At 42.2% G+C, this 11,860-nt stretch carries 12 protein-coding genes; 6 read left to right on the top strand and 6 right to left on the bottom strand.

Going from position 1 to position 11,860, the window contains the following annotated elements; genetic code table 11:
* The first annotated feature begins 2 nt into the window (after positions 1-2).
* Positions 3-842: an SWIM zinc finger family protein gene (locus tag H6G17_RS34465; RefSeq protein ID WP_192153413.1), complete on the top strand. Its 840-nt coding sequence runs from the start codon at positions 3-5 to the stop codon at positions 840-842.
* Positions 843-914: 72 nt separating this feature from the next.
* Here the strand turns inward: H6G17_RS34465 and H6G17_RS00465 are convergent, their stop codons facing one another.
* The 6 genes from H6G17_RS00465 to H6G17_RS00440 all read right to left on the bottom strand — a co-directional run bounded on the left by H6G17_RS00465 (position 915) and on the right by H6G17_RS00440 (position 5,205).
* Positions 915-1,616: a Uma2 family endonuclease gene (locus tag H6G17_RS00465; protein WP_192153412.1), complete on the bottom strand. Its 702-nt coding sequence runs from the start codon at positions 1,614-1,616 to the stop codon at positions 915-917.
* A gap of 174 nt (positions 1,617-1,790) precedes the next feature.
* A complete protein-coding gene (locus tag H6G17_RS00460) occupies positions 1,791-2,183 on the bottom strand; it encodes an RNA-binding domain-containing protein (RefSeq protein WP_347276396.1) in 393 nt (130 codons plus the stop codon).
* A 476-nt stretch (positions 2,184-2,659) separates the two neighbouring features.
* Positions 2,660-3,244 carry a Uma2 family endonuclease gene (locus tag H6G17_RS00455; protein WP_192153410.1) on the bottom strand — a complete coding sequence of 195 codons (585 nt, stop codon included), beginning with the start codon at positions 3,242-3,244 and terminating at the stop codon, positions 2,660-2,662.
* A 215-nt stretch (positions 3,245-3,459) separates the two neighbouring features.
* Positions 3,460-3,840 (bottom strand): phosphomannose isomerase type II C-terminal cupin domain, encoded by a 381-nt coding sequence (locus tag H6G17_RS00450; RefSeq protein ID WP_192153409.1) that lies wholly within the window; start codon positions 3,838-3,840, stop codon positions 3,460-3,462.
* Between the two features lie 223 nt (positions 3,841-4,063).
* Positions 4,064-4,273 carry a hypothetical protein gene (locus tag H6G17_RS00445; RefSeq protein WP_192153408.1) on the bottom strand — a complete coding sequence of 70 codons (210 nt, stop codon included), beginning with the start codon at positions 4,271-4,273 and terminating at the stop codon, positions 4,064-4,066.
* Positions 4,270-5,205: an SPFH domain-containing protein gene (locus H6G17_RS00440; protein WP_192153407.1), complete on the bottom strand. Its 936-nt coding sequence runs from the start codon at positions 5,203-5,205 to the stop codon at positions 4,270-4,272. The genes H6G17_RS00445 and H6G17_RS00440 overlap by 4 nt, the downstream gene beginning before the upstream one ends.
* 230 nt (positions 5,206-5,435) lie before the next feature.
* Between H6G17_RS00440 and gatB the strand changes: the two genes are divergently transcribed.
* The 5 genes from gatB to H6G17_RS00415 all read left to right on the top strand — a co-directional run bounded on the left by gatB (position 5,436) and on the right by H6G17_RS00415 (position 11,821).
* Complete coding sequence (gene gatB / locus H6G17_RS00435) at positions 5,436-6,920, top strand: Asp-tRNA(Asn)/Glu-tRNA(Gln) amidotransferase subunit GatB (RefSeq protein WP_192153406.1); 1,485 nt, start codon at positions 5,436-5,438, stop codon at positions 6,918-6,920.
* 365 nt (positions 6,921-7,285) lie between these two features.
* On the top strand, positions 7,286-8,308 hold the full coding sequence (locus H6G17_RS00430; protein WP_192153405.1) for an AraC family transcriptional regulator: 1,023 nt from the start codon (positions 7,286-7,288) through the stop codon (positions 8,306-8,308).
* A gap of 97 nt (positions 8,309-8,405) precedes the next feature.
* On the top strand, positions 8,406-11,000 hold the full coding sequence (locus H6G17_RS00425) for a TonB-dependent siderophore receptor (RefSeq protein ID WP_192153404.1): 2,595 nt from the start codon (positions 8,406-8,408) through the stop codon (positions 10,998-11,000).
* Between the two features lie 81 nt (positions 11,001-11,081).
* Positions 11,082-11,498: a XisH family protein gene (locus H6G17_RS00420; RefSeq protein ID WP_192153403.1), complete on the top strand. Its 417-nt coding sequence runs from the start codon at positions 11,082-11,084 to the stop codon at positions 11,496-11,498.
* On the top strand, positions 11,486-11,821 hold the full coding sequence (locus H6G17_RS00415) for a XisI protein (protein WP_192153402.1): 336 nt from the start codon (positions 11,486-11,488) through the stop codon (positions 11,819-11,821). The genes H6G17_RS00420 and H6G17_RS00415 overlap by 13 nt, the downstream gene beginning before the upstream one ends.
* Positions 11,822-11,860: the final 39 nt, after the last annotated feature.

The following is an 11,860-nucleotide window of genomic DNA, read 5'->3' as shown; positions in this document are numbered from 1 at the left end:
TCGTGGCTAAATTTAGTCGAACTTGGTGGGGTAAGCGTTTTATTGAAGCTTTAGAAGCATTCAGCGATTCAGGTAGGCTGGGGCGCGGACGTTCCTATGCTAGCAATGGTAAAATTATTGAATATAAAATTGACGGCAATAAAATTACGGCTAAAGTGAGGGGTTCGATAAATCCTTATTTTGGGGTATATAAAGAACCAAAATACGATACAAAAATCGAAATCAATCCAATTGACAAAGCGAGTTGGTCAAAGGCAATTAAATACGTTTCCTCTAAAGCAAGTTTTGTGTCAAGATTGTTAATGAATGAAGTGCCAGACAGTATTGACTCAGCTTTTGCCGACTTAGGATTGCATTTACTCCCGCATAGTAGAAAAGACTTTAAAACGAGCTGTAGTTGTCCCGATTATGCTAATCCTTGCAAACATATTGCAGGTGTTTATTACTTAGTCGCATCTCAACTCGACCATAACCCATTTCTCTTATTTGAATTGAGGGGTTTATCTAAGGAAGAATTGCAGTCAGAACTCGTGAAATCTCCTTTAGGACAAATTTTATCTGCCGAATTAACTACTAAAGAAACTCCTTTAGTAGCAGAAACATCTTACTATACAAAACTCGAACAAGTGCCTGTAACCGAGCAGATACATTCTAGAGAATTCTGGCTTGGAACTAAGCGCCTACCATCAAATATTGAAGTTGCCGAACCAGCAATTATTCCAGCAATTGTCGTGAAAAAACAGGGGGATTACCCTGCTTTTTGGCAAAAAGATACTTCCTTTATTACCGTGATGGAAGAATTATATCAGAGAGTGAGGACAAAAAACAAAGATGTTATGTAGGGCTATTCAACCCACATAGGTGAGTTTTGTTTGTGTGGTTCAGCGATTTCTAGTCGTCCAATACGAAATAAACTACACAACGTCAGGATCTATTCCCATCTCTCTTAATTTAGCAGCCATTCTTTCACTTTTCTGCTCTAATTGTTGTCTTTCAGCTTGTTCTTCTCTGATTAAATCTTCGATCGCTGGAGGAGATAAAACTTGCTCCACAGACAAAACAAATTCAGGAAATTGTTTAGATCTTATTTCCTGTTTCAGATTGAATTCAGTCCGAATGTAACCTTCTTCGCTTTCAGGATTAGTTAAAACCCATATTCGTACTTTTTTAGAATCGAAAATCCAATACTCAGGAATATTAATTAGAGCATACTCTGCACGTTTACGAATATAGTCTTCATGCCAATTTTTACTAACTACTTCAACAACTAATTGAGGGACTTCACTAAAGTCAAGTACTCCTAATCCTGGTCTATTACCAGCTTGTTCCCACACGCTTTGACTGCATACCACAACGTCAGGAATCCGAGATGAATTTTCCTCAGTTCTTATCCCAACAGTAGTTACTGCTACCAAGGCAAGATTGTGAGTTGCAAAATAGCGTTGGAGCTGATATACAAGAAATTGACAAATACGAACGTGTAAAATCGTAGGTGTCGCCATTGGAATTAAGTGACCTCGGAAGAGTTCGTAAAGAACATCCGGTTCTCCTTGGTAAAAAAGATACTCTTGAAAAGTCAAGATTTTAGCAGACTTGGGAATCGATGACTGAGACATACAATTTTTCTCTTCGATCGCAACTGCTATGTAAGTTTTATTATATTAAACGCGATCGCTCTAGCGGTAGTAAAGGATGCGATCGTGATCGTTTTGATTTCAGTTTGAGATAATGATTACAGTAGAATTCTAAGGTTTATTTATCTGAATAAGCTATAAACGGCTGCTATCTGCTCACCAGAGACTTCTTGCGGTTTTTTTTTCGTGTCCATCACGAATGTAAAGCTTGTTTCCATACCAAGCAGGTTCGTTACCAGCCTTTACCATTATCATTAATACTGTGTGTTCCATATATGTGATGGGAGTTAAATTTGTATTGACCGCTGTCTTTAACCATTCAGGTAATTGCGAATTACGAATTTTCCTACTAATATAAAGGATGTAATCGTCAATATTAGTACTTTTAAGGTGTGCTTCTCGCTCTAAGCCCACAATACCAAACGAGTAAAAACGAGGAGCAGTAATTTTATCTAACTGTTCAATACGTTGAGTATCTTGTTCTTTATCAGATACACCAACAAAAATATATCCTTTCTTTTCTTTACCCAAATTTGCCATTGCTGCAATATTTTGTCTAAACTTTTATCATCAAAATTTCGATTCCTGTTATCCAAGCTATATAGTCCCTGCTTAAAGTCATAATTAGCAGCTTCAGTTTTGGAGCGTCTTAAGTAAGTTTCAAAATCTACAGCATACGATCCACTGCTACGAGTAGGACTATATGAAATTTTAAAGTAATTTTGAATCAGTCCTTTGGTAAGATTAATATTGTAAATTCTATTCTCGATTTTCACAGTCGAACTCATTTTTATTGTACTAATAAGCCCTGATACAGCTTTAAATATTTCTTCAGATTCAAATGGCTCTTTAGCTTCTTTTATAATTAGTTCATAAAAAGTCATAAGTAATGTATAAAAAGGCTCTTTGACTGGATTGCCAACTCCCGCTCGGCGACTCAATGTATTTCTCAAAAAGGTTTTTTCATCTTCTCCAGCTACTGCTTTGATAGCATTTTTAATAGATGTAAAGTTATTGTCCCAACTCTACTTTCCAATTCCTGCAAAAATCTTGGATAAATCGAGTAATAAATCGGGAAAACAAGAAAGCGCGATCGCTCGATTAGGTAAAACAATTCGCTTTATCCCATACCCAAAATTACCCTGTAAATCGTGATAAGGTTCGCTGTAAACTTCGAGATGATTTTCTACTAAGTTAAATATCCAATATTCAGAAATTCTTGCTTCAGCATAAAGAGATAATTTAACTTCTTGGTCATATCTTAGAGAAGAATCTGAAATTTCAATTACGAGCAAAACATCTGCTGGCTCAGGATGAGAGCTAAGATAATCATCAGCACGATTTTGTACGATCGCAAAGTCTGGTTCTGGTGCGCTATCCGGTAGTAAAATCAACGGCGATTGACTGCGTAAAGTAGCACGATCGCCTAACAATCTTGGTAATTCTCGTAGTAACCGCGTAATACAAACTTCATGAGCGGTTCCTTTGGCTGACATTTTAATAATTTGTCCCTGAATTAACTCAATTCGGTCGTCTTCACCCAAAAATCCCAGTTCTGCTAAACGGTGATATTCAGCCAAAGTAAAGCGTTTGAGAGTAGGAGCATTCATAGGAGCGATCGCCTTCACAACTCTACTTGCATCATAAAACTTTGTCCATTATACTAACCAGTACTCGCCCCCTCGCTTGCGCTCGCCATGTAGGATTTCATAATGATTGATATTTGATTCTGGCTAGATAAGATACTCGTTATCTCTAGATAAAGAGCGCACTTTCTCAATATTGTCGCCAGCAAAGTTACGAATTGCCTCTCGCGACTTTCACATCAAGTCAATTCATAAGGACGTTCGGTATCGTCTTCACCCATATACTCGCCATTTTGAATTTCTAGTAAAATGAGTGGAATTGCCCCAGGATTTTCAATACTATGTAGCGTTGCTACAGGTACGTATGTTGACTCATTGCGATGTAGTAACTTCTCATCATCACCGCAACTAACTTTAGCCGTACCAGAAACAACAACCCAATGTTCGCTGCGATGGTAGTGAATTTGTGGTTTTATGCGGTGCTTCGGTTTAATTTCAATCCGATTAATTCGATAATTTTCTCCTTCTTCTATTACCTCAACCAAACCCCAATATCTCTGACCTGCATGTGGAGAGGATTCAATTAAATCTAGCGCAGTCTGGTTCCCGTTGTTAGTCATAAATAGCCTGAAAATAAACGTCAATCGCCATTGTTAGCAGAAGTATGGCATTTCAGCTCTGGAAGAGGAGGTTGGTTAACGAAATCTTCAAATTTGTTTAAACTGCAAAATGCACTCTTCACAATCTGCTTTTTAGGGATTTGTCTGAACTAGTTTCAGCACGAGCGAAACTTCGTTGCTAAAACTTCGATATTTTGAGCTACATATCTCGATATCTTCATCACTACAAATCTTCCGAGTCTGTATTTTCTTGGGAAGATTCAGAAAGTTTTTTGTGCCGATCTTCCTTCCATCTTCCAGTTTTTCTTGCTGCATCCGTGAGTAAGTATTCAATTTGAGCGTTGACACTTCTGAGTTCGTCAGCCGACCATTTTTCTAATACTTCATACAGTTTTAGATCTAGACGCAGCAAGAATCTTTTTTTTTGACTCATGTATACAAACTACCAGTATTGACTACAGGCTGAGCATTTTGTTCCGAGGTTAAAACCACGAGTAAATTATTCACCATCGTAGCTTTGCGTTCCTCATCCAATTCGACGATTTGTTCTTCGCTTAACCTTCTCAATGCTTCGTCAACCATCCCTACAGCACTATCGACAATCTGTCTTCGAGCATCGATGATTGCTTTAGCTTGTTGGCGGCGGAGCATTGCCTGAGCAATTTCTGGCGCGTAGGCAAGGTGAGAAAGCCTAGCTTCAATAATCTCTACTCCTGCGACTTCTAAGCGTGCCTGTAACTCTTGTTGAAGCGATCGCGCTACTTCGTCAGGAATGCCTCGCAGTGAGGGTATGCTGTCATCATCACCTGTGTCATAAGGGTAGCGGATCGCTAAGGCACGAATTGCCGTTTCACTTTGGATAGCAACAAATTCTTCGTAGTCATCTACTTCAAAATAAGATTTGGCAGAATCTACAACTTGCCAAACTACCACGGCTGCAATTTCAATTGGGCTACCTTGAGCGTCATTGACTTTGAGAATTTTGCTGTTAAAGTTGCGTACTCGCAATGAAATCTTGCGTTTGCGGGTAAAAGGGTTAGTCCACCAAAATCCTGCTTCTCTAACGCTACCAGCGTAACGACCCAAAAATGTTACTACAACTGCTTGGTTTGGTTCCACCGTAAAGAATCCCGAAAATGTGGGAACAACGACTGCAATTAGAGTTGCTCCCAGCCATGCACCAATTTCAGCAGTGGTGTCTTCTCCCAGAAAATCGGTAATTTTCAGAGTTCTACCTAAGATTACCTCCCATCCGTGGATAGTCGTCCACAGCCACCAAATAGCCAAAATTGCGATCGCACCTAATACTACCAACGCCACAAAACCATCAACCTTAAAGGCAGGACGCTCTTTTAATCGCTCCATAGATTTTTGTTACCTGATTTTAATGTGATATCACAACGATATAATTAGTTTGTTCGTAATGTCAATGTGATATTATTGCAGTATCACTTAGTTAAAGTTTGTCTGAGAAAATGTCGCGCCAAGACGCAAAGGCGCTAAGAATCTTTTGCGTCTTCGCGTCTTCGCGTGACCAAAAACCAGAGAAGTGTAAAGATTGGAAAGTATTACAATCACAGCGGCAAATAAAAGATATGACTACTGCTGCACCGACAAAAACTAAATATGAGGCGATTATTGGTTTAGAAACCCATTGCCAGCTGAATACGAATACGAAAATTTTTTCTAGCAGTTCTACAGAGTTTGGCTCGCCTCCAAATACAAATATCGATCCGATTTGTATGGGTTTACCTGGAGTGTTGCCCGTATTGAATGAGAAGGTATTGGAATACGCAGTGAAGGCGGGTTTGGCGTTAAATTGCCAAATTGCACCTTATAGCAAGTTCGATCGCAAACAGTATTTTTATCCCGACTTACCGAAGAATTATCAAATTTCTCAGTATGACTTGCCGATTGCCGAACACGGTTGGTTAGAAATCGAACTCGTCGATGCGGACAATAACCCCATCCGCAAGCGAATTGGGATTACGCGCTTGCATATGGAAGAGGATGCAGGCAAGTTGGTACATGGAGGTAGCGATCGCCTGTCTGGTTCGACTTACTCTTTGGTAGACTACAATCGCGCTGGCGTGCCTTTGGTGGAAATTGTCTCAGAACCCGATATGCGTTCTGGACAAGAGGCGGCGGAATACGCCCAAGAACTACGTCGGATCTTGCGCTATTTGGGTGTCAGTGATGGCAATATGCAAGAAGGCTCTTTACGTTGCGATGTTAATATCTCTGTGCGTCCTATCGGACAAAAAGAGTTCGGCACGAAGGTAGAAATTAAAAATATGAACTCGTTCAACGCCATTCAACGGGCGATTGAATACGAGATCGAACGGCAAATTGCGGCTGTAGAGTCTGGAGAAAGAATTGTTCAAGAAACCAGGCTATGGGAAGAAGGTAGCCAACGTACTGTTAGTATGCGGACTAAAGAGGGTTCTAGCGATTACCGTTATTTTCCCGAACCCGATCTAGCGCCGATTGAAGTTTCCAAAGCACAGTCAGAAAAATGGCAGGCTGAGTTACCAGAATTACCAGCCCAAAAACGCCATCGCTATGAAAGCGAATTAGGTCTTTCTGCTTACGATGCTCGCGTATTAACTGACGAGCGATCGGTAGCAGAATATTTTGAAGCGACGGTAGCGGCTGGAGCCTCGCCAAAACAAGCTGCTAACTGGATTATGGGAGATATTGCAGCTTACTTAAATAGCAATAAGCTCAACATAACCGAACTTGCCCTCAAACCAAATACTCTTGCCGAATTGATTCAGTTGATTGAAGGCAATACAATCAGCGGCAAAATTGCTAAAGATATCTTGCCTGAACTGCTAACTCAAGGTAGTTCGGCAAAGGAGTTAGTAGAACGTAAAGGATTAATTCAAATTTCCGATCGCAGCGCCATAGAAGCGATTGTAGAGCAAGTGATTGCGGCAAATCCCAAAGAACTAGAACAGTATCGTAACGGCAAAACCAAACTCCTTGGCTTCTTTGTCGGGCAAGTACTGAAGCAAACAGGCGGACGTGCAGATCCGAAACTAACAAACCAACTGTTAGCGGAAAAGCTGAATGGGTAATTGGTAATGGGTAGTTGGTAGTTGGTAGTTGGTAGTCGTGACTTGCTACTCTTCACTACTCCCTGCTCCCTGCTCCCTCATAAAAGCAATTCTTCATCGGATCTTTAAGAAAATCCCGTAGAAAGCCGTAAGATTCTTTACACACCACCTGTTATATTCTACTGAGTAGATGCACCCTGATGATTGGGAGAGTCACCGAACTGACTCTCTTTTTTTTTGTTCATTGGTCATTGGTCATTGGTCATTTGTTGACTGACAACTGTTCACTACTCCCTGATAACTGATAACTGACAACCGCGATCGCCTGAAACCGCAAAAAGAATTAATGAGATAATTTCTTATTAAGTTCTACGCGATCCGCTGTCATGACTATTACCATTTTCCAGCAAGCCTACGACGAACTGTTTCATCAGGAGACAGTAGAGCGATACCTTAGGTCAGCTTCGCTAACGCAACACCCCGATCCCGAAGATCCACTGGATGCAGTGTATCGATTTCCGCAAGCGTTGGGACAAGGATACTGGCGGAACATTCAACTGCGCCAAGGGTTGGAGTTGGAGATCGGAAATATCCAAATGCGCGATCGCCTGCTGATAACATACCCAGAACAGGAACATCCGTGGTTAGAGTATCATTTTCATTTTTCAGGCGAACATGAGGATAAATACACATTCATTAGTGGAGGACAATACATTTTCTCTGGCAGTGGACTAGAGCCGAAAAAGACAGTTGATGATTCAGATCGACAGCCCTACCTTGAGGTGATTATTTTCATGCAGCCCGACCTATTGTACTCTTTTGCTGGAGATCGAGACGGGCAATTAGCTTCAGAGTTACAACAGTGGATTCGGCAGCCGCATCAGCGGTGTTATTACGAATGCAAAACCGCAACACAAGCTATGCAGAGAGTAGCTTGGCAAATCTTACAGTGTCCCTATCGGGGAGTTGCCAAGCGGTTGTATTTGGAAGCCAAAGCTTTAGAGTTGATGGCGATGTTGGTTGGACAAGAATTGGAAATCCAGGAAAAGAAACCCAGTCCTCACCTGTTCAAGCCAGATGTGGTAGAAAGAATTCACCATGCTAGAGATATTTTGCTGAAACGATTGCACAACCCACCTTCATTAATTGAATTAGCAAGAGCAGTGGGCTTAAATGATTATCTGCTCAAGTTAGGATTTCGTCACTGTTTTGGCACAACAGTCTTTAGCTACCTGCATTGCTATCGGCTGGAACAAGCCCGTCAACTCCTAGAAACTGGAGAAATGAAAGTGTCAGAAATAGCTGAGCTTGTTGGGTTTCGCAGTCACAGCTACTTTGCCGCAGCCTTCAGAAAAAAATTCGGTCTTTGTCCAAAGCAGTATCAAATGCAACACAAAAAATCCGTCTAGCGACAAAAATAAATCCGTCTACCGATAAAAAAGGCTTCAAATCACATCAGACAGTTTGGTAATCTTTCTGACAATTCTTCTCATTTTGGTGTGAGCGATGTTGAAATTGTGGTGGCGATCGCTATTTCTAGCGGGTGTGTTTTCTGTTTCGATCGTTCCTGTAGTATGCGTAGAAGATCGGGTTTTTGCTCAGTCTGCCATCGAGATGCGATCGGCTATTACCATCACAGGCGTGCGGCTTTCCCAGACCGATAGCGGTTTAGAAGTCGTACTAGAAACGAATAGCAAGCAACCGCTATCTGTCGTCACTTCCAGCTATGGAAAAACTTATGTTGCCAACATTACCAATGCTCAACTATCCCTACCAGAAGGGAAAAGCTTTCGTCAAGAAAACCCCATAGAAGGAATTGCAGTGGTCAGCGTTACCCAACAAGGTGCAAATGGGATTAGGATAATTGCGATCGGCTCCCAAGATTTACCCACAGCTAAATTGCGACAGAGTAATGGCAGTACCATTTTCAGTTTAACGACTCCTACTACTGCCACAGCCCAAACGCCCACACCAGCGCCACCAACACCGGAAACCTCGCCGCCTCAAACTCCGCCTCAACCAGGGGAAACCGCACCAGAAGCACAAGGGGAAGCACCCGCACCACAAGCACCCACATCGCCAGATGGAACCGCACCAGCAGACGAGGAGCAGGAAATTGTGGTAACGGGGGAGCAAGAAGAAACAGGATATAGCGTCCCCAATGCCTCAACTGCGACCAAAACCGACACGCCGATTCGCGATATTCCCCAATCAATTCAAGTAGTGCCGCAACAGGTTCTAGAAGATCGCAACGTAAGAGATGTAACCCAGGCAGTGGAAACGGTTAGTGGCGTTGTTGATGCTGGTACGAGAAGCAGAATAATCAGAGGATTTCAGCAGGGTGGAAACTTTCGTAATGGCTATCAAGATGCTCCTAATGTTTACATCCTCAGCAGCCCAATTGGAACAATCGAGCAAGTGGAAGTGCTCAAAGGACCAGCCTCAGTTCTGTTTGGCGGTTTAGAACCAGGTGGAATTGTCAACCTGACCACTAAACAACCCCTAAGCGAACCTGTTTACGATCTCGAATTTGAAGTGGGAAACCGCAATTTTTATTGGCCTACCGTCGATCTATCAGGACCTTTGACTACCGATGAAAATCTGCTCTATCGCTTCATCGCCAGCTATCAAAGTACAGACGGTTTTCAAGATTTTGTCAACACAGACCAAACTACGATCGCACCTTCAATCGCTTTGAAATTAGGCGAGCGAACAAATTTGAATTTGTACTACGAGTACACGGACTTTTCTGGCAATCCTCCCGAAGGCTCCAGTGCGCTTCTGAGTGATGGTAGTCTGACCCCTCGAAATCGCTATATTGGCTATCCCGATTTTGCAGATGAGGATATCTCTGCTCAAAGGTTTGGCTACACCCTAACTCATGAATTTAATGACAACTGGCAAATTCGTAACAACTTTGCTGCGTTGGACGCTGATACGAAAGCAACATCAGTATACGCTACTGCCATCGAAGACGATCGCTTTGCCACCATAGAAGCTTATGACACTGACTACGGCTACAATATCTATTTTGGACAGATCGATCTGCTGGGCAAGTTTAATACAGGCTCGATTTCACATCAGCTACTTTTCGGCTTTGATTTCAATGATTTTACTGATGATTATCAGGGTCTTTTCAATACAAATCTACCAGTTCAAGATATTCTCAACCCCAATTATGATATTCTAGAACCCGAATACGAGCCATATTTTGAATTTGAGAACCAAGTTGATTCTTACGGGCTTTACCTTCAAGATCAGATCGCGCTTGGCGATCGCGTCAAACTATTAATTGGCGGTCGGTATGACTGGATATCCAGCTCACTTGACACTATCGACTTTAGCATATTAGGAAATCCAACGGATGAATCGGTAAGATATGACGGAGCCTTCAGTCCTCGGATTGGGTTAGTGTATCAGCCCAGCGATACGATTTCTCTCTACGCCAGCTACAGTCGCTCCTTTCGCGCCCAAACTGGATTTGCTTCCACTCCTTTAGGATTCGATCCAACCAGGGGAACTCAGTACGAAGTTGGCATTAAAGCGGACTTTCTAGACAGCAGACTTTCAACCACCCTAGCAGCTTATCATCTCACCAAGACAAATGTGATAACAGACGATCCGAATAACCCTCAGTTTTCCATACAAACTGGAGAGCAACGAAGTCAAGGAATTGAGTTGGATATTGCGGGGGAGATTTTGCCAGGGTGGAAGGCGATCGCTTCCTATGCTTATACTGATGCAGAAGTGACTGAAGATAACACCTTTCCAGTCGGTAATCGATTGCCTGGTGTGCCAGAGAATCAAGCTAGCCTGTGGACAACCTATGAGATCCAGAAAGGCAGTTTGCAAGGTTTGGGATTTGGCTTAGGGCTGTTTTATGTGGGCGATCGACAAGGCGATTTGGATAATTCGTTTGAAATTGGCGATTACTTCCGTACCGATGCGGCGCTTTACTATCGTAAAGGGCAGTTTAATGCGGCGATTAATATTCGTAATTTATTTGATACGGACTATATCAGCGCCTCCGATGGTGGAAGAACATTCCTGCAAAGAGGTGCGCCCTTTACAATTACTGGCTCTGTCAGTTGGGAGTTTTAGTGGCTGTGCTGGGGAGTGGCAACCTAGTTAAGCTGCAAAGTAGTACTAGTAGAATTGGTACAGAAATGACAGAAAGCAAAGATGGCAGCTAGAGATCGATTTCATGAAGCCGTTAAAGTTGCCTTAGAAAAGGAACAGTGGGTGATTACTGACGATCCACTAAAGTTGGAAGTAGGGGGTGCAAAATTGGAAATTGACTTGGGTGCAGAGAGACTATTGGCAGCACAACGAGCAGGTGAGAAAATCGCAGTAGAAATAAAAACGTTCTTGGGCGATTCTCCAATTAATGATTACCATGGAGCGTTGGGGCAGTTTTTAAACTACAAGCTCGCTCTGGAACTGAGTGAATCAGATCGTACTCTTTATTTGGCAGTTCCAGTCACAGTTCATGAAGCCTTTTTTCAACGAGAATTCGCCCAAATTTCGGTAGAACGGTATCAACTTAAACGGATTATCTACGATCCAGTGAAAGAGGTGATTGTACAATGGATAAGCTAGAACAATATCGCCAGTATATTCAAAAGTTGCTCGTAGAGTATGCTGCAACGCCAATCGCTAACGGTGACATTGAATCTCAAACCATTTTTGATACTCAGCAAGATCGCTATCAAGTGATGAATGTGGGTTGGGATGGATATCGACGGGTGCATGGTTGTGTAATGCACCTAGACATCCGAAATGGCAAAATTTGGGTACAGCATAATGCAACAGAAATGCGAATTGCCCATGAGTTAATGACTCTGGGAGTACCCAAAGAGGATATCATATTGGGCTTCCAAGCACCTTACATCAGAGCAGATACAGGATTTGGCGTAGCGTGAATCCAAATTGCTACTTCATCTCAGAAACCCTCACTTCTT

Origin of the sequence: Chroococcidiopsis sp. [FACHB-1243] (assembly GCF_014696895.1) — a bacterium.
In the GTDB taxonomy this organism is placed as follows: domain Bacteria; phylum Cyanobacteriota; class Cyanobacteriia; order Cyanobacteriales; family Chroococcidiopsidaceae; genus Chroococcidiopsis.
The sequence above is the reverse complement of the archived record's forward strand: the minus strand, read 5'-3'. Positions and strand labels throughout refer to the sequence as shown.

Bases quoted from the DNA above. Each gene is read 5' to 3' on its own strand.
- H6G17_RS00420 (WP_192153403.1), top strand. From the start codon at position 11,082: ATGGCAGCTAGAGATCGATTTCATGAAGCCGTTAAAGTTGCCTTAGAA.
- H6G17_RS00455 (WP_192153410.1), bottom strand. From the start codon at position 3,244: ATGAATGCTCCTACTCTCAAACGCTTTACTTTGGCTGAATATCACCGT.
- gatB (WP_192153406.1), top strand. From the start codon at position 5,436: ATGACTACTGCTGCACCGACAAAAACTAAATATGAGGCGATTATTGGT.
- H6G17_RS00450 (WP_192153409.1), bottom strand. From the start codon at position 3,840: ATGACTAACAACGGGAACCAGACTGCGCTAGATTTAATTGAATCCTCT.
- H6G17_RS00415 (WP_192153402.1), top strand. From the start codon at position 11,486: ATGGATAAGCTAGAACAATATCGCCAGTATATTCAAAAGTTGCTCGTA.
- H6G17_RS00465 (WP_192153412.1), bottom strand. From the start codon at position 1,616: ATGTCTCAGTCATCGATTCCCAAGTCTGCTAAAATCTTGACTTTTCAA.
- H6G17_RS00445 (WP_192153408.1), bottom strand. From the start codon at position 4,273: ATGAGTCAAAAAAAAAGATTCTTGCTGCGTCTAGATCTAAAACTGTAT.
- H6G17_RS00440 (WP_192153407.1), bottom strand. From the start codon at position 5,205: ATGGAGCGATTAAAAGAGCGTCCTGCCTTTAAGGTTGATGGTTTTGTG.
- H6G17_RS00425 (WP_192153404.1), top strand. From the start codon at position 8,406: ATGTTGAAATTGTGGTGGCGATCGCTATTTCTAGCGGGTGTGTTTTCT.
- H6G17_RS00430 (WP_192153405.1), top strand. From the start codon at position 7,286: ATGACTATTACCATTTTCCAGCAAGCCTACGACGAACTGTTTCATCAG.